Source organism: Chitinophaga terrae (ex Kim and Jung 2007) (assembly GCF_900107795.1).
GTDB lineage: Bacteria > Bacteroidota > Bacteroidia > Chitinophagales > Chitinophagaceae > Chitinophaga > Chitinophaga terrae.
Genome location: NZ_FNRL01000004.1, coordinates 51,942 through 77,131, shown reverse-complemented (window position 1 = coordinate 77,131; position 25,190 = coordinate 51,942). Strand labels below are relative to the sequence as shown.

Annotated in this window: 21 protein-coding genes; 16 read left to right on the top strand and 5 right to left on the bottom strand. The window is 46.4% G+C overall.

Annotated elements, in window-relative coordinates:
* The first annotated feature begins 2 nt into the window (after positions 1–2).
* From BLV62_RS05570 to BLV62_RS05560, 3 genes are read left to right on the top strand one after another with little or no spacing between them, the layout of a single operon-like run.
* A complete protein-coding gene (locus BLV62_RS05570; RefSeq protein WP_089759546.1) occupies positions 3–1,571 on the top strand; it encodes an ABC transporter permease/substrate-binding protein in 1,569 nt (522 codons plus the stop codon).
* Positions 1,572–1,608: 37 nt separating this feature from the next.
* Positions 1,609–2,760, top strand: a complete 1,152-nt coding sequence (gene egtB, locus BLV62_RS05565; protein WP_089759544.1) for an ergothioneine biosynthesis protein EgtB — start codon at positions 1,609–1,611, stop codon at positions 2,758–2,760.
* A 33-nt stretch (positions 2,761–2,793) separates the two neighbouring features.
* Positions 2,794–3,783: an L-histidine N(alpha)-methyltransferase gene (locus BLV62_RS05560; RefSeq protein WP_089759542.1), complete on the top strand. Its 990-nt coding sequence runs from the start codon at positions 2,794–2,796 to the stop codon at positions 3,781–3,783.
* Here the strand turns inward: BLV62_RS05560 and BLV62_RS05555 are convergent.
* A complete protein-coding gene (locus tag BLV62_RS05555; RefSeq protein ID WP_089759541.1) occupies positions 3,780–4,256 on the bottom strand; it encodes a DinB family protein in 477 nt (158 codons plus the stop codon). The two genes, BLV62_RS05560 and BLV62_RS05555, sit on opposite strands and share 4 nt — an antisense overlap.
* 227 nt (positions 4,257–4,483) lie before the next feature.
* Between BLV62_RS05555 and BLV62_RS05550 the strand changes: the two genes are divergently transcribed.
* Entirely contained in the window at positions 4,484–7,162 is a 2,679-nt protein-coding gene (locus BLV62_RS05550) for a TonB-dependent receptor (RefSeq protein WP_168927743.1), read from the top strand.
* 57 nt (positions 7,163–7,219) lie between these two features.
* Here the strand turns inward: BLV62_RS05550 and BLV62_RS05545 are convergent, their stop codons facing one another.
* Entirely contained in the window at positions 7,220–8,086 is an 867-nt protein-coding gene (locus BLV62_RS05545; protein WP_089759538.1) for an OmpA/MotB family protein, read from the bottom strand.
* A gap of 267 nt (positions 8,087–8,353) precedes the next feature.
* Here BLV62_RS05545 and BLV62_RS05540 point away from each other — a divergent pair, with 267 nt between their 5' ends.
* A complete protein-coding gene (locus BLV62_RS05540) occupies positions 8,354–9,385 on the top strand; it encodes a LacI family DNA-binding transcriptional regulator (RefSeq protein WP_089759536.1) in 1,032 nt (343 codons plus the stop codon).
* Between the two features lie 243 nt (positions 9,386–9,628).
* On the opposite strand, the gene BLV62_RS05535 is transcribed toward BLV62_RS05540, so the two are convergent.
* Both BLV62_RS05535 and BLV62_RS05530 read right to left on the bottom strand, forming a co-directional pair.
* On the bottom strand, positions 9,629–11,797 hold the full coding sequence (locus BLV62_RS05535) for a S9 family peptidase (RefSeq protein ID WP_089759534.1): 2,169 nt from the start codon (positions 11,795–11,797) through the stop codon (positions 9,629–9,631).
* 22 nt (positions 11,798–11,819) lie between these two features.
* Positions 11,820–12,770 (bottom strand): hypothetical protein, encoded by a 951-nt coding sequence (locus BLV62_RS05530; RefSeq protein ID WP_089759532.1) that lies wholly within the window; start codon positions 12,768–12,770, stop codon positions 11,820–11,822.
* Between the two features lie 145 nt (positions 12,771–12,915).
* Between BLV62_RS05530 and BLV62_RS05525 the strand changes: the two genes are divergently transcribed.
* From BLV62_RS05525 to BLV62_RS05475, 11 genes are all read left to right on the top strand, one after another.
* On the top strand, positions 12,916–14,181 hold the full coding sequence (locus BLV62_RS05525; RefSeq protein ID WP_089759530.1) for a dihydroorotase: 1,266 nt from the start codon (positions 12,916–12,918) through the stop codon (positions 14,179–14,181).
* 2 nt (positions 14,182–14,183) lie between these two features.
* Complete coding sequence (locus BLV62_RS05520) at positions 14,184–14,714, top strand: DUF4199 domain-containing protein (protein ID WP_089759528.1); 531 nt, start codon at positions 14,184–14,186, stop codon at positions 14,712–14,714.
* A gap of 21 nt (positions 14,715–14,735) precedes the next feature.
* Positions 14,736–15,713, top strand: a complete 978-nt coding sequence (locus BLV62_RS05515) for a glycosyltransferase family 2 protein (protein WP_089759526.1) — start codon at positions 14,736–14,738, stop codon at positions 15,711–15,713.
* 29 nt (positions 15,714–15,742) lie between these two features.
* On the top strand, positions 15,743–16,885 hold the full coding sequence (locus tag BLV62_RS05510) for a glycosyltransferase (RefSeq protein WP_089759882.1): 1,143 nt from the start codon (positions 15,743–15,745) through the stop codon (positions 16,883–16,885).
* A gap of 1 nt (position 16,886) precedes the next feature.
* Complete coding sequence (locus tag BLV62_RS05505) at positions 16,887–17,912, top strand: GHMP family kinase ATP-binding protein (RefSeq protein ID WP_089759524.1); 1,026 nt, start codon at positions 16,887–16,889, stop codon at positions 17,910–17,912.
* Positions 17,913–17,940: 28 nt separating this feature from the next.
* The gene (locus BLV62_RS05500; protein WP_089759523.1) at positions 17,941–18,519 is read left to right on the top strand and encodes a D-sedoheptulose-7-phosphate isomerase; all 579 of its coding nucleotides are present in this window, start codon (positions 17,941–17,943) and stop codon (positions 18,517–18,519) included.
* The gene (locus BLV62_RS05495; RefSeq protein ID WP_089759521.1) at positions 18,516–19,211 is read left to right on the top strand and encodes a nucleotidyltransferase family protein; all 696 of its coding nucleotides are present in this window, start codon (positions 18,516–18,518) and stop codon (positions 19,209–19,211) included. The genes BLV62_RS05500 and BLV62_RS05495 overlap by 4 nt, the downstream gene beginning before the upstream one ends.
* Positions 19,208–19,729 (top strand): D-glycero-alpha-D-manno-heptose-1,7-bisphosphate 7-phosphatase, encoded by a 522-nt coding sequence (locus BLV62_RS05490; protein WP_089759519.1) that lies wholly within the window; start codon positions 19,208–19,210, stop codon positions 19,727–19,729. The genes BLV62_RS05495 and BLV62_RS05490 overlap by 4 nt, the downstream gene beginning before the upstream one ends.
* Positions 19,730–19,755: 26 nt before the next feature.
* A complete protein-coding gene (locus BLV62_RS05485; protein WP_089759517.1) occupies positions 19,756–20,739 on the top strand; it encodes a hypothetical protein in 984 nt (327 codons plus the stop codon).
* A 91-nt stretch (positions 20,740–20,830) separates the two neighbouring features.
* On the top strand, positions 20,831–21,895 hold the full coding sequence (locus tag BLV62_RS05480; RefSeq protein ID WP_089759514.1) for an ankyrin repeat domain-containing protein: 1,065 nt from the start codon (positions 20,831–20,833) through the stop codon (positions 21,893–21,895).
* Positions 21,896–22,140: 245 nt separating this feature from the next.
* Positions 22,141–22,566 (top strand): hypothetical protein, encoded by a 426-nt coding sequence (locus tag BLV62_RS05475; protein WP_089759512.1) that lies wholly within the window; start codon positions 22,141–22,143, stop codon positions 22,564–22,566.
* 68 nt (positions 22,567–22,634) lie between these two features.
* Here BLV62_RS05475 and BLV62_RS05470 read toward each other — a convergent pair whose 3' ends face one another.
* A complete protein-coding gene (locus tag BLV62_RS05470; protein ID WP_225889515.1) occupies positions 22,635–25,175 on the bottom strand; it encodes a DNA gyrase/topoisomerase IV subunit A in 2,541 nt (846 codons plus the stop codon).
* Between the last annotated feature and the right edge of the window lie 15 nt (positions 25,176–25,190).

Below are 25,190 nucleotides of genomic sequence, written 5' to 3'. Positions count from 1 at the left end.
AGATGGAAGAAAAAGAAACCTTATTGGATTTCATACAACAGCAGTCCGGCAAACTGGTAGAACAAACCATTACCCATACCGGCCTGACATTCATTTCCGTGCTTATCGCCGTGGCGATCGGCGTTCCGTTGGGCATCCTGATCACACGCAAAAAAAAGCTCTCTTCCATAGTGCTGGGATTTGCCGGCGTTATGCAAACCATACCTAGTATTGCCTTGCTGGGATTTATGATCCCTTTGCTGGGCATCGGCGCCAAACCTGCTATAGTGGCGCTTTTTCTTTATGCCTTGCTGCCTATAATCCGGAACACCTATACGGGGATAATCGGCGTAGATCCAACCGTTACAGAAGCTGCCACAGGTATGGGAATGAGCAACAGGCAACTGCTTTACAAAGTGCAGCTTCCATTAGCCATGCCGGTGATACTGGCAGGCATCAGAACTGCCACTGTTATTAACGTAGGCGTAGCTACACTGGCGGCGTACATCGCTGCGGGGGGACTGGGAGAATTTATTTTCGGGGGAATTGCGCTGAACAACACTACCATGATGCTGGCAGGCGCCATACCTGCGGCTTTGCTGGCCATACTGTTCGACTGGCTGTTGTCCCGCCTGCAACACCTGAACTTCAGCAAACTTCGCAGGCGGCTGTATATCCTGCCCCTGATACTGGTTCTGCTTTCTTCCTTCTACCTGCTTCCGGAAGCATACGAAAGCAAGGTAAAAGCAGGATTTACACCCGAGTTCATGGGCCGGCAGGATGGCTACCTGGGTCTGAAATCGGTGTACGGCCTCAATATCCGCACCGTTGTGATCAATGATATGATCATGTATAAAGCCATCTACGAAAAGAAGCTGGATGTGATCAGCGGCAGCAGCACCGATGGGCGGGTAAAGGCATTTGATCTGGCGGTATTGAAAGACGACAAACATATATTTCCGCCCTATTATGCCGCCCCCATTGTAAGAGAGGCCACATTGGAACAATACCCGGAAATAGAGGCAGTGCTGAACAGTTTGTCTGGTACAATTAATGATAGTGTGATGACGGAGCTCAACTATAGAGTTGATTACCTGAAACAGGACCCGGCGCGAGTGGCAAAAGATTTCCTGGTCGCGAACAATTTATGGAAAGCGCCACGGGGCGGCAATAAAGGAACTATCAGGATAGGTTCCAAGATCTTTGGGGACGGGTATATACTGGCAAATATTTATAAGATGCTGATAGAAGGAAATACCGATCTGTCTGTTGTCACCAAAACCGGCTTAGGCGGCACCAAAATAGTGTTTGATGCGCTGGTGAACAACCAGCTTGATATGTACCCGGAGTATACCGGAACCGGTTTGCTTGTGCTGTTAACGCCTCCCAAACAACTGGTCGACAGCCTGATTGCCAACAGTCAGCAGGTTTACGACTATGTAAGCGGAGAATTTCGTACCCGATTTAAAATTAAATGGCTCAAACCGATAGGATTTAATAATACGTATGCATTAATGATGAGAAAAGAAGATATGAAGAAATTGAATATTCAGGATATCAGTGCATTGACAAATTATGTAAACCACCGTTAAGATCGGTTGTTATCCGTAATAAACCCATCCATAAGATATGTCATTACGCAAAGCTTACCAGGAAGTCAGAAGACGGTCAGAGATGATCTGCGCACCATTAAAAACGGAAGACTATGTAGTACAGCCGGTAGTTGATGTAAGTCCGCCTAAGTGGCATCTGGGGCATACTACCTGGTTTTTCGAAACATTTATCCTGCTTCCCAACGCGAAAGATTACACGGAATTTGATCCGCAATACAACTATGTATTCAACAGTTATTACGAATCTGTTGGCGCCAGGGTGATCAGGACCAACAGGGGTAACCTGAGCAGGCCGGCGGTGGAAGAGGTGATGCGCTACCGCAGGTATGTAGACGAAGCAATGGAATCGTTCCTGGACCGGGAGCTTTCGCCCGAGTTGCAGGCATTGCTTGTGCTTGGCCTGAACCATGAAGAGCAGCACCAGGAACTGCTGTATACAGATATCAAATACATCCTCGGGCATAACCCTTTATTCCCGCCATATGATGTTTCGCGACCGGATATCCGTATGCCGAACAATCAGGGAGAATCGTGGTTAAATATACGCGCGGGAGTATATGAAATAGGGTTTGAAGGAGAAGGTTTCTGTTTCGACAATGAGTTGAACAGGCACAAAGTATACGTGAACGATTATGCTATATGTGAGCAGTTGGTAACGAACGCCGAATATCTTGATTTCATCCTGGCCGGCGGGTACAGCGATTTCCGTTTCTGGCATGCCGAAGGATGGGATTGGGTGAAGAATAACCAGGTAACCACGCCCATGTATTGGTATAATATTGACGGCAAATGGATGCACTATACCTGGCAGGGATTGCAGCCATTAATGCCGGATGCACCGGTTACCCATGTGAGCTTTTATGAAGCGGCGGCATTTGCAGCGTGGAAGGGATACCGGTTGCCAACGGAAGCAGAATGGGAAATAGCGGCGCCGCAACTGGCGTGGGGGCAGAGATGGGAATGGACGGAAAGCGCTTATTTGCCTTACCCGGGGTTCACAAAAGCGCCGGGAGCTATAGGAGAATATAATGGCAAGTTCATGGTTAATCAAATGGTTTTAAGAGGAGCTTCGGAAGTTACCCCGCCTGGTCACAGCAGGATAACTTACAGAAACTTCTTTCATCCGCCATTAAGATGGCAGTTTACTGGCATAAGGTTAGCCAGGTAGTGGCAACCATATTTTGACCCTCAAATTAAAGTTATGACTGTAATTCCAATTACCCTTGCCCCGGGAAAGCGTAGAGCAGCTATTGAAAACTTCTACCAGGATGTGGTACGTGGACTTACAGCTCCACAGAAGTACCTTGATTCCAAATATTTTTACGATGCAAAGGGAGACGCCTTGTTCCAGGAGATCATGCAATGCCATGAATATTACCTGACAGGTTGCGAGATGGAAATTCTAAGCTCGCAGGCTGCCGCTATTGCAGCAGAACTCTGCTCTTCAGGCGAGGCATTCGATATTATTGAGCTGGGCGCTGGTGATGCCACTAAATCTATCCATCTGTTGAAATACCTGGCAGAAAAAGGTGTGGATTACACCTACTACCCTATCGATATTTCCAAAAACGTGATCTCACTGCTGGAAAAGACCTTACCGGCAAACGTGCCGGGGTTAAAGCTGCATGGACTCAACGGGGAATATTTTGACATGTTGAAACGGGTCGGCAATCTCAGCACCCGGAAAAAGGTGTTGTTGTTCATGGGAGCCAATATCGGCAACTTCAACGTGGCAGCGGCCAGGAGTTTCTGCCGGGAATTGCGAAGCATGCTTTCGCCCGGCGACCGGCTGTTAACAGGTTTCGATCTTAAAAAACATCCGCAAATGATATTGAGCGCCTACAACGATGGAGCGGGAATCACCCGGGCGTTCAACTTCAATTTGCTGGAAAGGATCAACAGGGAATTGGATGCAGATTTTGATATTTCCAGGTTTGATCATTTCCCTACTTACGACCCGGGTACCGGCGCCTGTAAAAGTTACCTGGTCAGCTTAGCCAACCAGAAAGTACGTATAGGCGACGATGTTGTAATAACTTTTGCAGAGCACGAAACTATTTATATGGAGATCTCCCAGAAATACAGTCTGCCTGAAATTGCGCAATTAGCGGCAACTTCAGGCTTTGAACCGGTAACGTATTTCTTCGACAGCAAACGTTGGTTCACCGACTGTTTATGGGAATGTTATTAATGCCAGGCGCCTATCAGCCGGCGGATAGCAATAATTTCGCCGGTATGATAGCTGGTATGATCAATTATGAGGATGGCTTCTCTCAGCAGGTGCTGACCGTTACCATGAGGAATAGGTGCGAACAGGTCCGCTGAGGGAGCTTCCAGCAATTCAATGAATTCTTTCAGGTCTTTTTTCACTTCCGCTATGCTGTGCTTCCACTGGGCTTCGCTCTCAGGCTGCTTATTTGCGGGCCAGTAATCATCCGGCCAGTTCATTTCTTTGTAATCTTTATTCCTGCAAAATTCCAGGATATCCCACTGGGTTATGCGAATATGTTCTACCAGCTGCCAGATGTTATACGGCATGTTGGAAGGCGTTTTCGTGCATTGGTCTAATGACAGGCCTTTTACTGCATCGCTGAAGGTGACATGGGCGTTGGCCTGTGAAAGCATTTGTTTGAGTGTGCTGACAATTTCTGACTGGTTTTTCATGGATCATTAAAATTTATTTTATTCAATTTCTATCAATCTGATCAACATCCAGACCATTTAATTTCCGATACGATTTTTTGATCTATTTATGATCAGGCGATTTGTTAACAATTTGTCAATCCGCCTTTTTTCACAACTGTCTCACCCTTTCTGCCATGACGGGGCGTAAACTTGTATTACACAAAGTAACCAACAAACTCAAGTCTCTCACGATTATTCCTGGATTGATGGTCAGATTTTTTACAATTTTTACGCTAGTACTGCAGTTTATTTATGTTAGCTCTTCAGCCCAGCAGGTAATCAAAGGTACGGTTTACGACAATAATACCCGCTCGCCTCTTTCCGGCGCAAGCGTTACGATCTACACTGCTGAAAGATCTGTCATAAAGGGGCAGGCCGTTACGGATCACGATGGTCAGTTCACCATTGCCAATCCGCCTGCTGGAAATTATAATCTTATCATCAGTTACCTGGGCTACCAGGCGCACCGTATACCCATTACCGTTAGCAATGCCGCCAAAACATATAAACTTGATATGAAGCAAACGGGGCTTGTACCCAACAGTATCAAACTCAATACGGTTAACGTCAGGGGCAATAAGCCACTGATCACTGTCCGCAAAGATACCATCGAATTTTCGGCCGGCGATTTCTATACAGCGGAAAATGCCAGCTTAAAAAATCTTCTGCAGAAAATACCCGGATTAACGGTAGGCAAAGACGGCGCTTTCTATTTCCAGGGAAAGAAAATAAATGACCTGTATATCGATGGGCGGCCGGCGTTTTCCACAGGTGCAAACAGCTCCGGGGATCCAAAAGAACTTTCCATGCTCCTGCAATCGAACCTGGTTGATAAGATACAGTTTGCCGACAAAAGAGGCCTGGATGGCACTACCCCACCGGGCAGCTCCGATAAGGTCATAAACATCACCATAAAGAAAGAAATGAAGAAAGGGGTGAATGGAAAGCTCGGCGGCGGTTATGGAACAGAGGGAAGATATACAGCGAGCGGAAACCTCAACGCCTTTAGGGAAAAAAAGATGACTATCGTCTCCGGCGGAGCTAATAACACTGGCTTAATTGCCCCGGTAGGGGCCTATGAAGAACTTGCCTATGCTCCTATACAAGCAGGTAATTACGACATCCAATCAATGTCCGGATCCACCTCCTTTGATGCAGCTTCCGGCGGCAAGATCTCCCTGAACGCAAGACTTGGCCAAAACGCTACCGACGTTCAAACGGTCACCGATCGCACCAATATATTACCCGACAGCATTTTTCAATACCAAAGCAATTCCAGCAATTCTTCAAAAGGTAAAATCGGCGGAATTGGTGCTATAATCGAACAGAAACTGAATTCCCTCGCAAGCCTCAACCTAAGTTTTACGGGAGGTATAGGGCGGTTCGATAAAGAAACGAATACCGGCTTCTCTACTACCGGTAAAACAACCGCCAACAAAATCAATACAGGTAATACCCGTAACAGTAGCGTGGCTGATAAAACAAATTACATGTTGTCCGCCTTTTTTAACCAGTCGTTTAAAAAACCGGGAAGAATGCTTCTCTTTAATGTTGGTCTATTGCACAATGGGAATGTTGAAGACCAGCAGAATGTTACATTAAATGAATTATTCCTGTCAAACGCCCGGGATACCATCAACCAGAAAATTCATCTTAAAACCAGCAACCATACATTGAATTTGGGTCCTGCTTTCAGGGAACCGATTTCCAAAACCCTTACACTAGACCTGAGATATTCGCTCAGCAATTCATTAACCAGGAACGAGCAATATGCATCGGACTACGACATAAATACCATGTCTTATTCCAAAGAGAATAAAAACCTTTCCTATATCTTCAGGAATAACCAGGTTACTCATAGTTTCACCACCGGTTTCCTTTACAGCAGGGATAAACTGTCGGCCAACCTTTCCGTGGCTTATGCGATGAATAAATCGTCAAGCCGGAACTATGTGGATGATCAGCATGTGGAGCAAAATATAAACTACTGGTCCCCCGGCCTTGCCCTTACCTATCGTATAGACAATTTTAAAACATTTAACCTGAACTTCAACCGGGCAGTTGATCTTCCACGCATGGAATCTCTGATCCCCATCGTTTCTACAACCAACCCTCTATATATCCAGCTCGGAAACCCTGACCTGAAGCCAATCATAAAGAACATGATTAACGTAGAATATACTTCCGTCGGCCTGCAGGGAGTCAGTTTTAATTTCAGATCCAATACCAGCTTTGACAGAAACGGAATCAGCACCAACGTATATTCCGATAGTATTGGCAGGCAAATCAGCAAGCCAGTGAACGTAAATGGCAACTGGGAGTCTAAGATGACAATCGGCATAGGTAAACGGTTCGATAAATTATCTTTAACTATCAACTACGGCCTGGAGCCAATGATAAGCAGGAATACCAATTTTATCAATTCCGCGAAGAATATGACATCTACCTACGGTGCAAGCCAGGGCATATTTTTAAATTGGAATTTCAGGAAAGTGCTGGAAAGCAATTTTATGATCGATTGGAGTTACAATGGAAGCCGATATTCCATCCAGGATAATTACTTTGATTACTTAACTTATGGTTGCAACCTCAGCGTAGCTGCATTCCTTCCTTTACAGATCAATATCGGATCCGCTTATATGTTTTCTCATAATACCGCCCAACAACAATCCAATTCGCTCCTTAACATATGGATTGCCAAAACCTGGCTGGCTGATAAAAGCATACAAACGAAATTTTATTGTTTCGACCTGCTAAGGCAATATAAGTCCTTTTCTACCCAACAAACAGCTACTTATATTGAGCAAACTAGCAATAACAATATTACCCAATACTTCCTGGGAAGCGTTACCTGGTTTTTTGGAAAGAAGAAAACAGCACAATAAAAAAATCCCCTCTATCAGTGTAGAGGGGATCTGTTATTTAAAGAAATTCTCACATTATTATTGCTGACCGGCTGGTTTTTCCAGCAGCTTGAAGAACTGATCCAGTTGCGGCAAGATCACAATCCTTGTTCTGCGGTTAGCAGCCTTTCCTTCCGGCGTATCGTTAGAAGCTACAGGTACGTATTCACTTCTACCGGCAGCAGTCATACGCGCAGGAGGAATACCATATTGGTTTTGCAGTACGCGTACCACAGAAGTGGCTCTCTTCACACTCAGATCCCAGTTATCCAGCAACACATTCGGACGATAAGGAACATTATCAGTATGGCCTTCTACCATAAATTCAATATCCGGCTGTGCAAGCAATACTTTCGCTACTTTACCCAATACTTCTTTCGCTCTTTCAGTGATCTCGTAGCTGCCGCTCTTGAACAACAGTTTATCTGAAATATCGATGTATACCACACCTTTATCTACTTTAATATTGATGTCTTTATCATCCAGGTTACCAATAGCGCCTTTCAGGTTCATCACCAGCTGCATATTCAAAGAGTCCTTACGTGCGATAGCAGATTGCAGGTCCTTGATATACGCATCCTTTGCACCGATGTTATCCAATGATTTCTTGATGCTTTCTGCCTGGGAACTGGAAATAACCGACAACTCTTTCAGGTGTTCCAGCATCTGTGAATTATTGCTCTTTAATTGCTCTTGCTGTTCAGTTAAATTGGTCACCTTTTCCTTATAGGACGCAGCAGCACGGGCGGCATCTTCTTCACAGGTCCTTAATTTACTGTAAGTGGCTCTGTATAAACTATCCAGTTGTGCATTTCTCGCTTGCGTTTCTCTCAGTTTGCGCGGCGCCGAACAGGAAGCAAAAATAGTCACTAAAGCTACAGGCAAGGCGAATTGTGCTAGTTTCATAAAAATATATATTTTATGTTATATAAATAATTGTGCCTTTTTAATGGAATCGTAACAATGGTGATAGCCGGTTACCGCAAATAGCAGGCCGAAACACTTCTGAGCCCGTTAAAAACTGATTAAAACCTATACCTGGTCAGGGGAAAGAATTTTTGACGTATGCCATAGACCGTTAGCATCAATAAAAAAAAACTGCAATTTTATAATATCTAAGTAACTTGGCTGGCAGAGCGTTGTTGAATCTGTTTCTATTAATTGCTGAAAAGTATGAAAAAGGTGGTTTCTTCGGGTCAACCTACAATCAAGGAAATTGCCAAAAGGTTGAATATCTCTGTATCTACCGTTTCAAGGGCCCTGCATGATCACCATAGCATCGGTCTCAGAACCAAAGCCAGAGTAAAAGCATTAGCAGCTGAGCTCAACTATGAGCGCAACCAGACTGCGATCTATTTCCAACAAGGAAAAACATTTACCATAGGCATCCTGCTGCCTGAATTATCAGAAGCATTTTTTGCCAGTGCTATCAGTGGTATCGAAGATACCGCCTACAGCAACAATTACACGGTTTTGCTGGGCCAGTCGCACGATGATGAAGCCCGGGAAAAACAGATCATACAAAGTATGAAACAACACCGGGTCGACGGTTGTATCGTATCTATCGGCAAAAACACCAGCAATTATGACCATTTTGAAATGCTGCGCCAGGCCCGCATTCCTGTCGTTTTCTTCGACCGGATCCCCGACCTGCCAAATATTCACGCTGTTTCCTGCAACCTGGAATCAGGCACTATCCAGGCGGTCGATTTCCTGCTGAAAAAAGGCCACCGTGTTATCGGGATGATCAACGGACCCGAAACCATGGTTGCCAGCAAAGAAAGAGCTGCCGGCTATATTAAAGCACTACAGCAACACCGGCTGAAATATGACCCAAACCTTATTGTGAATTCAGACCTGACAGCCACCGGCACCGGGCAGGCTATGGACTACCTCCTGTCGCTGAAACGGAAAGTCACCGCTATTGTTACGTTCAACGACTACGTAGCAATGGACGCTGTACAATACGCCCTGAAAAAACAACTGGTTATAAATAAAGACATTACTTTCGTATCTTACGCCAATACCCCGGTTAGCGGGTATACAGCATTCCCTCCCGCTGCATCGGTAGAACAGTTCCCGTATGAACAGGGACAAACAGCTACAAATATGTTGCTGTCATTGCTGCGGGGAGAACATGCATTAAATGATTATCAGAGTAAAGTGATGGCTTCCCGGTTGGTCATACACGAGGAGAAAAAATAAATTATCGCAAACCTTGCCACAGCTGGAGAGGCCGTGGCAGAGGTTACGACTTCATTGTTCGCTGTCTATCGCTGCTTTTCTGCAGAACTATTATCTGATTAATTGCTTCAACAATTCTAAGGCTTTATTTTAACATTTCGTTCACGCAAACGCTTGCGTTAGATGCGCAAGCGTTTGCGTAAGCAAAAAGGCATAAGATCCGAGATCCTATGCCCTTCTTCCTTCTGTAATTTTCGCAGCCTGTTATTTCAGATACTGGTCAAAATAATCTGTGATCTTCTGCATCAGGTGTACCCTGTCTTTTCCTAACACATTGTGCAGGTGCCCCGGGTACACGAAATAATCTACCTGGACTTCATTATCAACACAGGCCCTGAGGAAGTTGATGGAATGCTGCCATACCACAACATCGTCGTTCGTTCCGTGGATCAACAACAGCTTGCCCTGCAGGTTCTTTGTTTTCGTTAACAGGTTGGAAGCGGTATATCCTTCAGGATTAGCTGCAGGAGTATCCATATATCTTTCTGTATACATTACTTCATACATACTCCAGTCCATAACCGGGCCACCGGCCACTGCTACCTGAAAAACGCCCGGATGGCGCAGCATCAGTGAAGTGGTCATAAAACCGCCGAAGCTCCAGCCATGTACACCCATTTTGTCTTTGTTTACATAAGGCAGCGATTGCAGGTAAGCCACGCCTTTTAACTGGTCTTCCATTTCCACAGTGCCTAACTGGCGGAAAGTAGCTTGTTCAAAGGCTTTACCGCGGTTATCGCTTCCTCTCCCATCCATAACGAACATGATATAACCATGTTGGGTCATGTATTCGAACCAGAGGTTTCCGCTGTATGGGAAACTGTTTTTCACCAGCTGAACATTAGGCCCGTTATAGAGGTAAACAACAACCGGGTATTTTTTGGTAGAATCAAAATCTGCCGGCAACATCAGCTTGCCATACAGCGGGGTGCCGTCGTCGGCTTTCAGTGTTACCTGCCTGATCTGGGGGCGTTGAAAGTCTTTCAGCGGATCTGCTGCTGTCAACAGCGTTCTCTCGGAACTGCCGTCAGTAGCGGCAATCCTGGCGGCATAAGGAACAGTTTCTGAGCTGTAAACATCAAAAATATAACGGCCATTGCTGTTCAGTTGCGCATCATGCCATCCGGCTGCATTGTCTAAACGTTTAACCGCCGGGCGCACATAGCTCGATTTATACAGGTGCTTCTCCATTGCGCCGTCTTTGGCCGCTGTGAAGAAGATCTCGTTCTTTTCAGTATTGAAACCAAGTATTTCATTTACCACGTATGGCCCGTCATTAATGGCTTTCAGCAATTTGCCCTCTGTGTTGTAGAGATAAAGCTGGTTATAGCCCGAACGATCGCTCCACCAGATAAACTGGTCGTCTTTCCCGGGAACAAACGTAAGCGGGTGAGTGGGATGTACATACTTAGGGTCCTGCTCTTCGAAAAGAGTTTTGATCAACTCACCGGTACCTGCGTTGTACTGGTTCAGCCGTAAATGATTCTGATCCCTGTTCAGCAGAGCCACGTATACCGATTGCTGGTCAGGCGCCCAGGTTACACAGGTGAGGTATTGGTCTTTAGGTCCTTCTGTTTTAAGGAAAACTGTTTTTTGCGTAGAAGGCTGGTAAACGCCCAAGGTCACTTCGTGGGAAGTGCCGCCGGCCATTGGATACTTGATATTTTTATTTTTTGCCGGGGTCACCGACCAGTCGATGATGGGATAATCGTTCACCATCCGCTGGTCCATGCGGTAAAATGCTACCAGGTCGCCTTTCGGGGAAATGAATATGCCTTTGTCGATGCCAAATTCTTCGCGGTGTACAGATTTACCGTTAACGATATTTTCGTCGGTGTCGTTGGTTACGGGTTGTATCTGCCCGTCAGTATTTCTTACAAACAGGTTATTCTTAACCGTGAATGCGATCAATCCGCTTTTGCTTACGGTGATGTTTTCGGCATCCTGTGGCAGTTCGCACCAGGGGCTACATTGCAGGCGGCTGTTCTGTATCGTTCCTTTGTAAAGTTTGTTGCCAAGGGCGAACCATGCCTCCTGGTTAGTTAACCATTTTAAAGGCGGCAGTCCTCTCAGTGGTTTATCGGCAAATAGTTGCTGGTTAAGTGCGGCGGTAGTCAGCAGGGTGTCGGTCTGCTGGCCGTTTTTGGAAGAAGGAGTGAACTTCACCCAGGAAGTAGTCCCGTTCCCGGTAGTTAAGAGCGTGTAGGCATTTTCGCCCGGGATCCATTCAAATTGTCTGAGTCTTTCTGGGGCCAGCTGCATACGTAATCCGTTCGTTGCTTCGGCCATTGTAAACTGTCGTTGCTGGGCGCCGGCAATTTGCCAGCCGCTTATCATCCATCCCGTCAAAAGCACCAGGAAAGCTTTCTTCATGTCGCTATTTTTGGCAGCGAAGTTATGGAAACTCCACCATATGCCTTCTCACCCACTCCTGCTCTTCCGGCAACAGGTAATCTGCTTTCTTTTCCTTGATCCAGGAAAATGTTTTCTTGATGTCTGCTTTGGCGGTGCGGAACCTGAAAAGGAATTCCATTCCCAGCATCAGATCTGTAAAACCGTTTTTCACGGTTTCGATGGTCATCCGGGTATCTGAACGGCGCTTCGAGAGCAGCTCCATGATCCGGGTAGTTACGGCCTGGATAGCGTTTTCGTCGGCATATTTATAGATAGCCTCCATGGCTTCGAACTTCAATTGACCCCGCAACAGGCAACGGGTATAGAACAAAGATTCTTTTTCTTTCTCTATATCGGCAATCGTGGCAAAAGCCAGGCTTTTTACATCCTGCCGGTGATATTCCAGCAGCCTTCTTAATGCCGGCAAACTTTTCCGGGTACTTACTTTATTAAGTAGTAACGCCAGGTAATATACGTCGTATTCGTTCACTGTTCTTTTAAGTAAAGACAGCGCCCAATCTTCAACAGCCGGGTTGGAAGTTTGCCGTAATGCCAGCAATGCCGACCTGCGAACGTTGTTATTATTTGATAAAGTATTGTTAAATAAGGGGTCCAGGTTCATGTACCCCGGGATCGGTAAACCTCTTTCCAGGTCTTGCTGTATCGCGGTTTGCATATCTGCATCCTGCTCAGTTCTCAGGCGGTCCAGGAGGAACCGGATCACTTCAGTGTCGTTGGTATTACGCGATAATTGGGTGATGATGTAGCCTGCAGCACGTCTTTTTTCCTTGTCGCTTTCCTGTTCGATATATTGGTAGAGTAACGGAATATAGGCGTGATTGGCTAGTTGTTCGGCTTCTCTGAGGGCTTGCCAGCCAGTTGTCTGACCATTATGCAGTTGCTCCGATCGATCGCATATCCGTGCTATTAGGTTATTTAGATAGTCAATCATGGCTTATAATTTTCTGCTACCCCCTATTTTCAATTATCATACCAACCTCAAGAAGCCGGTTTACGCCTTTCCTCAATTAACAGTTTTATGTTACATTTGCCCCTGTATTTTCAGACAGGTTTTGATACTGAATAGAAAGAAAAGCATGCACATATTACTCAAGAACGTACAGATAACTGCTCCTTCCTCCCCTTTTCACGGGCAAAAAAAAGATATTTCCATTCAGAACGGTGTGATCCAACAGATAGGTGATGGATTGGAAGATGCCCGGGCAACTGTTATAGCCGGCGACAACCTCCATGTTTCCGCCGGATGGATGGATATATTCTCACATTTCTGCGATCCGGGACAGGAACATAAGGAGGATATCAATAGCGGTATACAAGCTGCTGCAACCGGCGGTTTCACTACGGTTATGGTTATTCCAAACACGCAACCAGCCTTGCATACCAAACCGCAGGTTGAATACGTGGTAAGTAAATCACGTCATTCGGCGGCTACCTTACTGCCAATTGGCGCAGTTACGAAAAACCTTGAAGGAACAGGATTGGCGGAAATGTACGAAATGCGCGAAGCAGGCGCTGTTGCTTTCTCTGACGGTATTAAACCTGTGCAATCTCCCGGTTTGTTGCTCAAAGCATTGCAATACATCAAAGCATTTGACGGCACCATTATTCAATTGCCTGACGATCAGAGTATTTCAGCGCACGGCCTTATGAACGAAGGCATTCATTCCACCCGCCTGGGGATGCCCGGCAAACCTGCGCTGGCAGAAGAACTGATCATACAACGCGATCTTGAGATCGCCCGGTATACCGATTCACGCATCCACTTTACAGGCGTAAGCACCCGCAAGTCTATAGAACTGATCGCCGCCGCTAAAGCGGAAGGAGTAAAAGTGACTTGCTCTGTTACGCCGTATCACCTCTCCCTCAGCGATGGGGCGCTGGTAAATTACGATACCAACCTGAAAGTAAACCCGCCTCTCCGCACCGAAGAAGATGTAAAAGCCATACAGGCAGCCGTTGTCAGCGGCGTGGTAGATTGCTTCGCAACGCACCATTTACCGCAGGACTGGGATGCAAAAGTGCTGGAATTCGAATATGCGAAAAACGGGATGATCGGGCTGGAAAGCGCTTTTGGAGCGATAGGCCAATACCTGCCGGACCTCCCGCTCGACCGGTTGATCACTATGTTGACAGTGCATCCGCGCCAGATCTTCAACATTACGTTACCGGAGATCAAAGAAGGCGCCGCCGCCAACCTGACGATCTTCGACCCAGGCGCCACATGGGAGTTCACCACCGCTCATATCGCCTCGCGGTCAAAAAATTCAGCGTATCTTGGAAAACAGCTGAAAGGAAAGGTTCATGCCACTGTGAATGGCGCTGTTTTTCATATTAATAAATAAAGATGAAGGAGAATGCGAATCCCGGGGTTAAATGGGGTATTATTGCCGGCATAGTAATGGTACTGTGGTACCTGGCAGAATGGAAAATGGGAACGGATTATTTCTTTTCCTATAAACTGAGGCTGGTATCTCTTGTTGTCTGGGCCGTAATGGCTTTAATGGCCGGACTGGAAGCGAGGAAACAACAGCATGGATATATCGGTTTCAAAGCCGCAATCAAACCTATATTCACGACTTATGTCATCAGTACGCTGATCGTAGCCATTTTCACCTATCTGTTGTATACAGTGATAGATCCGTCGTTGGTGGAAACGTCCCGTACTTACCTGATGAAGGACACAGAATGGTTGTTGAAAGCGATGAAAGCGCCGCAGGAAGAAATTGACAAACAATTAAAAGATATTAAAACGGGAGATAACAGTATTACTGTAACTTCGACCATCCTGGATTATCTGAAAAACTTAATCAAATTTTTTGTCTGGACCGTGGTGCTGGCTTTGATCGTTCGAAGAAAAGCCCCTCAGCCCAGGTAAATACCAATCTATCATTAAAAGATGAACATATCCGTAATCGTTCCTTTAAAAAACGAAGAAGAATCATTACCAGAATTAGCCGCATGGATTGAAAGGGTGATGGATACGCACCGCTTTACCTATGAGGTATGGATGGTAGATGATGGGAGTACGGACGATTCCTGGAACGTAATCCTGCAACTGGCTGCACAAAACCCTAACATTAAAGGCATTAAATTCCAGCGGAACTATGGTAAATCTGCCGCCCTTAACGAAGGCTTCAATGCCGCTCAGGGCGATGTGGTGATCACTATGGACGCCGACCTGCAGGATAGTCCTGATGAAATTCCTGAACTGTATCGCATGATCGTGGAAGACGGGTATGACCTGGTAAGCGGCTGGAAAAAGAAACGCTACGACAATGCCCTTACCAAAAACCTTCCTTCCAAACTATATAATTATACCACTACCCGCATGAGTGGCGTGAAACTGCACGATATGAACTGCGGCCTGAAAGCTTACAGGAAAAAGGTAATCAAATCCATAGAGGTATACGGTGAGATGCACCGCTATATCCCTGTAATTGCCAAATGGAATGGCTTCAGGAAAATAGGGGAAAAAGTAGTGGAACACCGCCCACGCAAATATGGCGTCAGCAAATTTGGGCTGGAACGTTTTATCAACGGCTTCCTCGACCTGGCAACCATCATGTTTATCGGCAAGTTCGGTAAACGTCCTATGCATCTCTTTGGCGCCCTGGGCGTGCTGTCCTTCTTCGTGGGGTTTGTTATTGCCGCCTACCTGGCCATCGCCAAGATCCTGTTCGATAAAGTGAACATGACAGATCGCCCTCTCTTCTATCTTGGCCTGCTTTGCATGATCATCGGTTCCCAGTTATTCCTCACCGGTTTTATCGGCGAACTGGTTACCCGCAATGCGCCCGAAAGGAATGCCTACCTGGTAGAAGAAAGAATGGACCTGACCAACGAAACTGTTAATTATAAAAGCAAGGTGCACTAGCGCTCCGCTGTATGCCTTCTCCTTCCTTTATGGCTAACAAAAAGAAAATACTCATACTGGGCACAGCCTACCCTTTCCGGGGTGGGCTGGCTGCTTATAACGAGCGCCTGGCCGAAGAATTGCAACAAACAGATGAAGTAGAGATCTGGACATTCACCATACAATATCCTAAACTCTTCTTTCCCGGCAAAAGCCAGTTCTCCGACGATCCGCCGCCCAAACACCTGCGGATCAAACGAATGATCAACTCTGTCAACCCGCTTAACTGGCTCATTACAGGCCGGAAGATCAGGCAATGGAAACCGGATATCATCATCACCAAATACTGGCTCCCTATCATGGGGCCTTCTCTCGGCTCCCTGCTCCGGTTGGGCAAACGTAAAGACACCCGCGTGATCGCGATTCTCGATAACGTGGTGCCACACGAAAAACGCCCCGGCGATGTACCGTTCACCAGGTATTTCCTGAAGCCGGTCGACGCATTTATCGCCATGAGCCAATCTGTGCTGAATGACCTGCGGATGTTCGAAAAACATAAACCCGCTTCGCTCATTCCACATCCCATCTACGATAATTACGGCCCGATCATCTCCAAAACAGCCGCCCGCCAGCAGCTGAAGCTGGATCCGGCCAAAAAATATATCCTCTTCTTTGGTTTTATACGCCAGTACAAGGGCCTTGACCTGCTACTGAAAGCCATGGCCGACGAAAGGATGAAACAACTGGATGTACATGCCATTGTTGCGGGAGAATACTATGAAGATGCAGCGCCTTACCAGGAACTCCTGGCCCGGTTGCAACTGGGCGACCGGGTGTTGATGCATACAGATTTCATCCCGAATGAAGCGGTAAAAAATTATTTCTGTGCAGCCGACCTGGTTGTACAACCTTATAAAAGCGCTACCCAGAGCGGCATCTCCCAGATCGCCTATCATTTCGAGAAACCTATGGTAGTGACAAAAGTGGGCGGACTTGTTGAAATGGTGCCTGATGGCATAGTAGGCTTCCAGGCAGAACCCGATCCAGGATCTATCGCTTCCGCCATCGAAAAATATTATAAAGAAAACAGGGAAGCTGATATGGTAGCCGCCGTGCAGGAAGAGAAAAAACAATACTCCTGGTCCCGGCTGGCCAACGAAATTTATAAATTAGCAGAAACAAAAAACCATTAAAATGATCTATAGAAGTAAAGCACCATTGCGTATTGGATTAGCAGGAGGAGGAACGGATGTAAGTCCTTATTCTGATTTGTATGGTGGGGCTATACTCAATGCCACTGTCTCTTTGTATGCGCGTGCAGCCATCGAACCTCTCGACAACGGGCAGGTGATATTTGAATGTGCAGACCGCAGGGAGTTTGCTACATACGATGCCGTATACCCGTTACCGATAGATGGCAACCTGGATCTGCTCAAAGGCGTGATCAACCGTGTATATAAAGACTATGGCAAGTTTCCGTCAAATGGTTTCAAACTGACCACGTTCGTGGATGCACCGGCGGGATCAGGATTGGGCACCTCCTCTACCCTCGTGGTGGCTGTGCTCGGCGCATTTGCAGAGTGGCTGAAATTGCCGCTGGGAGAATATGACCTGGCGCACCTGGCTTATTCCATCGAACGTGAAGACCTGCAACAGGCCGGCGGAAAGCAGGATCAGTATGCTGCTACATTTGGCGGGGTAAACTTCATGGAGTTCTACAAGAACGATAAAGTGATCGTAAACCCGCTCAGGATCAAAGATGTGTACCTGCATGAACTGGAAAACAACCTGGTATTATTCTATACATCTACCAGCCGCCTGTCGTCCAGCATTATTTCCGAACAACAAAAGAATGTAACTGATAAAAAAGACGATTCCATTGAAGCCATGCATCACCTGAAAGACCAGGCGGTCATGATGAAAGAAGCATTGCTTCGCGGATCAATCGATAAAATCGGCGAGATCCTTGATTATGGTTTTGAATATAAAAAGAAGATGGCCAAAGGTATCACTAACCCGCAACTGGACGAGATCTATGAAGCGGCCCGGAAAGCAGGGGCCTCAGGCGGAAAGATCTCAGGCGCCGGCGGCGGAGGCTTTATGATATTCTATTGTCCTAAAAACACCCGCTTTGCCGTAGTAGATGTACTTAAAAATTTTGGCGGTGACGTAAAACGCTATAGTTTTACCAATAACGGCATTCAAACGTGGAGTATTTAAGCCCAGTCTTCAACAAAATCATAGTGTAATGAACCAGTTTATCGCTAAGAAAATCCAGGAAAGTATTGCAGTTAAGAATGCAATCGCCCAAGACGAACAATTACTGAACAATATTCAACATACTGCGGCAGCTATTACCAGCAGCCTGCAGGCAGGCCATAAGATCCTGTTCTGCGGCAATGGCGGCAGCGCTGCCGATGCTCAGCACCTGGCCGCCGAATTCTCCGGCAGGTTTTATAAAGACCGCCTTCCTCTTTATGCGGAAGCCTTGCATTGCAACACATCCTATATGACCGCCGTAGGAAACGACTATGGTTACGACCAGGTATATTCCCGCATCCTCAGGGGCATTGGCCAGGCAGGCGATGTGCTGGTAGCTATTTCTACCAGCGGCAATTCAGGCAATATCCTGGAAGCCATTAAAACAGCGAAGGAAAAAGGGATGATAGTAGTAGGCATGACAGGGCATTCCGGCGGCAAGATGAAAGACCTGTGCGATTACCTGCTGAATATGCCATCTGACGATACGCCCAGGATACAGGAATCACATATCACTGTGGGCCACATCATTTGCGAGATAGTAGAGAATAATTTATTCGGAGCATGAGCAGGGAATGTATAGTACTGGCAGGTGGCCTGGGCACGCGCCTCAGGAGCGTGGTGGCCGACAAACCTAAATGCATGGCCCCTATCGGGGATCAACCTTTTTTATATTACCTGTTGCAATACCTGCACCGCCAGGGCGTAAGCCATGCGGTACTGTCGCTCGGCTATTTATCCGAACAGGTGATCGACTGGTGCAACAGCACTTCTCTCCCATTACGTGTATCCTTCAGCGTTGAAACTACGCCATTGGGTACGGGGGGCGGAATTATCAATGCATTGCCCTTACTGGAGCAGGACGAGGTGTTCATCGTGAACGGCGATACCTATTTCGACGTATCATTCGATCTCTTCCGGGCTTTCCACCGCAATAATCCCGCAGTCATCTCGCTGGCTTTAAAACCTATGCAGAATTTTGACAGGTACGGCAGCATCACGATCAATGAACGGCAGCAGATCACCGCTTTCAGGGAAAAACAATTCTGCTCAGAAGGATTGATCAATGGAGGTATTTACATCACCAGCGTAAGTTTCCTCAGAAGCCTGCCACTGCCGCCGGCATTCTCTTTTGAGAAAGAAGTGCTGGAACCGGGAGTAGAGAAAGGAGACCTGTATGGCCATGTAAGCGATACCTATTTCATTGATATAGGTATCCCGGCCGATTACGAAGCAGCTAAAAATGTACTGGCATCATGATTTTATTCCTTGACCGGGATGGAGTGATCAACGACGAGATAAAAGACGGGTATGTGCTCCGGCCCGATATGTTCAGATTCAGCGAGGGAGTACTTTCTGCCATGCCAATACTGGCGCAGCGCTTCGAAAAGATCTTTATAGTTACCAACCAACGCTGTATAGGTAAAGGGATGCTCACTGAAGCAGGCCTGCACGAAATACATCAACAGATGCTGGAACAGATCAGGCACCACGGGGGCCGGATCGACGCTATTTATTTCTGCCCGGATGTCGACAATACCAGTCCTTGCCGCAAGCCTGCCACCGGTATGGCTATGCAGGCAAAAAATGAATTCCCCGACCTGGATTTCAGCCAGGGGGTTATGGTTGGCAATACGATAAGCGATATGCAGTTTGGGAAGTCCCTGGGCATGCACACGGTTTTCATTCCATCTACCAGACCGGAAACACCGTTTCCGCATCCTTTAATCGATCAGCGATGTGATAATCTTTTGGCGTTTGCCCGCTCTATACAATAATTCACCTTTGCAACCGTATAATAGTTATGGTAAAAAGAATATTGCTGTCACTTTTCCTGCTGGTTAATTCACTTTATACTTTCGCCCAGTTGCCGGATGCTGCTGGTTTAAAGCAATTGAGAAAAATGCAGGACTCCCTGCAATACCTCAGCCAGGAGATCTTCAGCGGTAAAGGCAATGATGGACGTTTACAGGCGACAGACGATTTTATTCCATTGCTGGTAAGGGCGTTGAAGGTTAAGCACTCATTCCGTTTCCCGTTCGATTCCCTGAAAACGGTTTCTATCCTCTACCCGCAGGACAGCGCATTCAGGATATTTACCTGGGCGCTGGAAAAGGAAAATGGTTTTTACAGGCACTATGGCGCTATCCAGATGAAAACGCCCGACGGCCAGCTGAAACTGTTTCCCCTCTTCGATGCTTCCGATTTTATGACCAACACCGATACCGTTACCGATAACAAGAGCTGGTACGGCTGTTTGTATTATAATATTATACACAAGCGGTATTTCAACCAGGACTATTATACCCTTTTTGGCTGGGACGCCAACAACCCCAGGAGCCAGAAGAAAATAGCGGAAATGCTGACCTTCAAGAACGGCGCGCCGGTATTTGGCGGACCATTCTTCAGTTTCGTGGAAGACAGCGTACGCAAACCCACTCAGAACCGCTTTATCATCGAATACAAAAAAGAGAGTACCGCAACGCTGAACTACAACAAGGAACTGAATATGATCGTTTACGATCATCTTATTTCAGAAACCAATGAACCCATGAAGAAGTTCACCTACGTATCCGACATGGACTACGAAGGCTATAAATGGCAGGCTGGCAAATGGGTGCATGTGAACAAGATCTTTAACGACGCCATTCCTTTGGGCAAAGGCGCACCGGTTCCCCAACCGCTGATCCAGAAAAAGAAAAGCATGACCAATCCTAAATCGGTGGACGACTACCAGGCCGAAGAAGGCAGTAACCCAGGTAAAAAGCCGGCGAAAAAACAACGATAGTCAGCCGCATCAATACTAAATACAGATATGCCCGGAGAAACTTATCTTCGGGTGATAGAATGCTATCAAAATAATTCAAAAAGATTTCGCCATGAAACTATTTGGCCCCACTGCAACATTAACGGAAATCGCTACGCTTGTTATGAACGAAGACATAGAAGCGCTGGAAAAGGAAGTGGCAAAAGGACTTGATATCAATGCCCCTATCCAGGTTACAGAACGGGTTGCAGAAACGCCTATTATACTGGCGCTCTCAGAGAACAAGAAGAAAGTGATCGACTGGCTTCTCTCCAAAAACGTAGAACTGAACCAGGAAGATAACCCGGCAATTTTAATGGCCAGCTCCAACTGCGATGCAAAAACAGTAAAGCTGCTGATCGAAAAAGGTGCGAATGTCAACGCCCGGCACAAGATCGGGAAAACCGCGATGAACAACGCCCTGTATGGTAACCAGTACGAGGTGATCATGCTGTTGCTCGAAAACGGCTACGACCTGAAGAACGATGGATCAGCGTTAAGGCAGGCAGTGTCGAACCGGCAACGCCATGCTATCGAGATATTTTTAGACTATGGTATTGATGTGAATTTTTGCAAACCGGATATGGTATATCCCTATAACTCTACCCCGGTGCATGTTGCCGCCGCAAACAACGACCTGGCCACAGTGAAATGGCTGGTAGAGCATGGAGCAGATGTAACCATCAAAGATAAGTACGGGGAGCGGCCATATAACTGTGCAGTAGAACACAAAAATGAGGAGATGAAGGCTTTTATAAGATCCCTGGAACCTGAACGGTGGCATAATGAAGAACAACGGATCCTGGACCTGAAAAGCTACAAGATACCTGAAGACCTGCTGAAAATACTGCGCAGCGATCAACGCAGGATTGAACTGCCAGGCAACAAATATGTGCAATTCATTGAATTCAATTCCCTGCTGGATGTAAAAGAAGTTAACTGGAATAAACACAAGTTTTTAGACCTGTTGAAGGAAGTTGATAACTATGGAAGCGATGGTTTCCTGGTTTGGTATCCCCGGAAAAAATGCCTGGCCTTTGCTGACTATGAGCATGGAGAATTCAGGGAACTGTGCAGCCTGAAGGAGTTCTTTTCTGATCCATCTGTACAGATAGACAAGATATTTGAGCATTATTAGTTTACAGGAGTTTGCTGACCCAAGGTTAAGGAGCGGCGAATGGTCCCTTTTTCGATAAAATGGATGAATAAGAGGTATTGATAAACAGCATAGTTTACCACCTTCCTGGTCAAAATTATTTTTTAGGTTTAGAAAGATTTTTTTGTTGAAAGAACGATTGTTCTGTTAACTTTGCATCGTTAAACGAACGAACATTCATTTATTTTCTTAACACAGGTCAACTACTCCCAATTAAGTTAACGTATATGTCATCCGCTATAAAAGATAAAATGCCCATCGGCTGGTACCTGCGAGAAGTGGACAGCCTCTTAACCAAATTCGTAAACCAGGCCTTTGAATCGTTTGGCATTAACAGGTATCACTGGCAGATCATGAAGAACATTGATACCCACGAGAAGATCTGCAAAGATCTCTTTTATCACCAGGTTCATCGTTTTGTCAATGAAAGCGAATACGAATCGCTGTTCCAGGAGCTTGTTTCCAGGAACTGGATCGTATTAAAAGAAGGGAAATACTGGTTTACACCCGAAGGAAAGGACGCTTTCGCGCAGATATCCACCCTGCAGGAAGCCAACCGCGACGCCATTACCAAAGGCACGACGGAAGAGGAATACCTGAACACTATCCGGTTCCTTGAGAAGCTGATAGTGAACCTGGGTGGAAATGTGTAGTGATATTATTTAAAGCAGAAAGGTGCCCGTAACGGACACCTTTCATTTATACCTATTCAAGGAAATCATCAGAATAATTCTCCCTGTGCGCCGGGTTGCACGCCGTCTTCATTCGGATCCGGGTCCTCATCTTCCGACAGCAGCTCTGCACTGATCAGGTCTTCGCCTGCGATCCGCGTACCTACTGCTTTCCAGCCGGTTACTTCCACAAATTCTGAGAGGTCTATCTCCTGCTCTTCAGGACTGCGTTTTTTACCTGTCTTCAACAGCACTACAGGCTGGCTGTGAGTGGTCACCATTTCCAGGTGATTGTTAGCGCCTTCCTTAATGAAGAGGAATTTGTTATTCAGCGTCTGGGTTTCGATACGGAAGCGTTTTACATTGTATTGCTTTTTATCCGCATCAAAGTAGATGGCTGTTACTATTTTTTCAGGATTGAATTTCTCGATATATACTACGTCGTTAGACTCGTAGCGGTTAGTGAGATCGTAGTTCGTAAGCTCGTAGGTACCATTCTTGAAAGCAACAAAGATCTTGTCATCGCCTTCAAATGCACCGATGTATACGCCTCTTTCTTCGGTGTTCAGACGACCCGTTTCAGGATCGTACCAGATCTTTTGCCCTGCCAGTGTAGACACTCCTTTCTCTTTGAACTTAACGCTCCTGATAGGGTATTTGGTTACCACGTTACCCATAGAGTTACGGCCCTTAATGGCGATAGTTTCGAAGAACATATCGAACTCTTTGTTACGGGCATTGCAGTTAGGGCTGAGTTTAATGGTTACCACTTCCGCTTCCCCGTTAGGGTTGGCGCTGAAGTAATGCACTTTGGAATTCTTTTCGCCTTTATGTGCAAGATCGTATTCCTTATCCCTGGTTACCCCTGTAACATTGAACCTTTTCGCATAGCTTACGCCGGTTTTACCTTCCACATAGATCATGTTATAGGTAGTACGCTCATCGTTCTTCCTGAACACATCCACATGGATGATGTCTTTACCTACGAAAGTTTTATCTGCTACCTTGGTAACCAGCATTTTACCGTCGCGGCGGAAAACAATGATATTGTCAAGGTCTGAACAGTCGGCTACGAACTCGTCTTTCTTCAGCGAAGTACCGATGAAACCATCCGCCCTGTTTACATACAGTTTGGTGTTGGCGATGGCTACCTGTGCTACCTGGATGGTGTCAAAGGTTTTCAGCACTGTTCTGCGCTCGCGGCCTTTGCCGTATTTCTTCTGCAGCCCTTCAAAGTAAGCGATGGTGAAATCAACCAGGTTAGCGAGGTTGTTCTTCACTTCTTTAATATCTGCTTCCAGGCCTTTGATCTGTTCGTTCAGTTCGTTGATATCCAAACGGTAGATACGACGTACCGGCTTTTCTGTCAGCTTGATGATATCTTCCCTGGTGATCTCGCGTTTCAGGCTTTTCTTATAAGGGGTGAATCCTTTGTCGATAGCCACCAGCACTGCTTCCCAGTCTTTATGCTTTTGTTCCAGCTCCTTGTATATGCCTTTCTCGAAGAAGATCTTTTCGAGGGAGGTATAGTGGAGTTTCTCCTGGAGTTCGGCCAGTTTGATCTCCAGTTCTTTCTTCAGCAGCTCTTTCGTGAAATCGACAGATGATCTCAGGAGATCAGAAACCGTGATAAACCTTGGTTTATCGTCTACGATCACGCAGGCATTCGGAGAAATGGAGATTTCGCAATCTGTAAATGCGTATAAGGCGTCAATGGTAATATCAGGGGAAATGCCCGGGGCCAGTTGCACTTCGATCTCTACTTCCGCTGCTGTGTTATCCACTACCTTTTTGATCTTGATCTTGCCGTTATCGTTGGCTTTAACGATCGACTCCATCAGCTGGGTGGTAGTAATGCCGAAAGGTACGTCTTTGATGACAAGCGTTTTCTTGTCTCGTTCTTCGATATGCGCCCTTACCCTTACTTTTCCGCCTCTTTTGCCATCGTTGTAGTTGGCAACGTCTATCATTCCGCCTGTAATGAAGTCGGGATACAATTCAAACTTCCTTCCTTTCAGGTACTTGATAGAAGCGTCTATCAATTCATTGAAGTTATGAGGTAATATTTTGGTAGAAAGACCTACCGCGATTCCCTCTGCTCCCTGTGCCAGCAGCAGCGGGAATTTCATTGGCAGAACGAGCGGCTCTTGTTTACGGCCGTCGTAGCTCAGTTGCCAGGAGGTTGTTTTATTGTTGAAGCCAACTTCCAATGCAAATTTGGAAAGGCGGGCTTCAATATACCTTGCTGCCGCTGCATCGTCGCCTGTTCTCACATCCCCCCAGTTACCCTGGGTTTCTATCAAAAGGTCTTTTTGTCCGAGGTTTACGATGGCATCACTGATGGAAGCGTCTCCATGCGGGTGATACTGCATCGTTTGTCCGATGACGTTAGCCACTTTATTGAAACGGCCATCGTCCATTTCTTTCATAGCATGCAGGATACGACGTTGTACCGGTTTTAGCCCATCTTCCAGGCTGGGTACCGCACGTTCCAGGATCACATACGAAGCGTAATCCAGGAACCAGTTCTCGTACATGCCGCCTACGTGGGTGACATTGTGCAGAGATTCGTCTGGTGTTTTATTTTCCATATCCATGTATCGATA

Bases quoted from the DNA above. Each gene is read 5' to 3' on its own strand.
- BLV62_RS05570 (WP_089759546.1), top strand. From the start codon at position 3: ATGGAAGAAAAAGAAACCTTATTGGATTTCATACAACAGCAGTCCGGC.
- egtB (WP_089759544.1), top strand. From the start codon at position 1,609: ATGTCATTACGCAAAGCTTACCAGGAAGTCAGAAGACGGTCAGAGATG.
- BLV62_RS05560 (WP_089759542.1), top strand. From the start codon at position 2,794: ATGACTGTAATTCCAATTACCCTTGCCCCGGGAAAGCGTAGAGCAGCT.
- BLV62_RS05555 (WP_089759541.1), bottom strand. From the start codon at position 4,256: ATGAAAAACCAGTCAGAAATTGTCAGCACACTCAAACAAATGCTTTCA.
- BLV62_RS05550 (WP_168927743.1), top strand. From the start codon at position 4,484: ATGGTCAGATTTTTTACAATTTTTACGCTAGTACTGCAGTTTATTTAT.
- BLV62_RS05545 (WP_089759538.1), bottom strand. From the start codon at position 8,086: ATGAAACTAGCACAATTCGCCTTGCCTGTAGCTTTAGTGACTATTTTT.
- BLV62_RS05540 (WP_089759536.1), top strand. From the start codon at position 8,354: ATGAAAAAGGTGGTTTCTTCGGGTCAACCTACAATCAAGGAAATTGCC.
- BLV62_RS05535 (WP_089759534.1), bottom strand. From the start codon at position 11,797: ATGAAGAAAGCTTTCCTGGTGCTTTTGACGGGATGGATGATAAGCGGC.
- BLV62_RS05530 (WP_089759532.1), bottom strand. From the start codon at position 12,770: ATGATTGACTATCTAAATAACCTAATAGCACGGATATGCGATCGATCG.
- BLV62_RS05525 (WP_089759530.1), top strand. From the start codon at position 12,916: ATGCACATATTACTCAAGAACGTACAGATAACTGCTCCTTCCTCCCCT.
- BLV62_RS05520 (WP_089759528.1), top strand. From the start codon at position 14,184: ATGAAGGAGAATGCGAATCCCGGGGTTAAATGGGGTATTATTGCCGGC.
- BLV62_RS05515 (WP_089759526.1), top strand. From the start codon at position 14,736: ATGAACATATCCGTAATCGTTCCTTTAAAAAACGAAGAAGAATCATTA.
- BLV62_RS05510 (WP_089759882.1), top strand. From the start codon at position 15,743: ATGGCTAACAAAAAGAAAATACTCATACTGGGCACAGCCTACCCTTTC.
- BLV62_RS05505 (WP_089759524.1), top strand. From the start codon at position 16,887: ATGATCTATAGAAGTAAAGCACCATTGCGTATTGGATTAGCAGGAGGA.
- BLV62_RS05500 (WP_089759523.1), top strand. From the start codon at position 17,941: ATGAACCAGTTTATCGCTAAGAAAATCCAGGAAAGTATTGCAGTTAAG.
- BLV62_RS05495 (WP_089759521.1), top strand. From the start codon at position 18,516: ATGAGCAGGGAATGTATAGTACTGGCAGGTGGCCTGGGCACGCGCCTC.
- BLV62_RS05490 (WP_089759519.1), top strand. From the start codon at position 19,208: ATGATTTTATTCCTTGACCGGGATGGAGTGATCAACGACGAGATAAAA.
- BLV62_RS05485 (WP_089759517.1), top strand. From the start codon at position 19,756: ATGGTAAAAAGAATATTGCTGTCACTTTTCCTGCTGGTTAATTCACTT.
- BLV62_RS05480 (WP_089759514.1), top strand. From the start codon at position 20,831: ATGAAACTATTTGGCCCCACTGCAACATTAACGGAAATCGCTACGCTT.
- BLV62_RS05475 (WP_089759512.1), top strand. From the start codon at position 22,141: ATGTCATCCGCTATAAAAGATAAAATGCCCATCGGCTGGTACCTGCGA.
- BLV62_RS05470 (WP_225889515.1), bottom strand. From the start codon at position 25,175: ATGGAAAATAAAACACCAGACGAATCTCTGCACAATGTCACCCACGTA.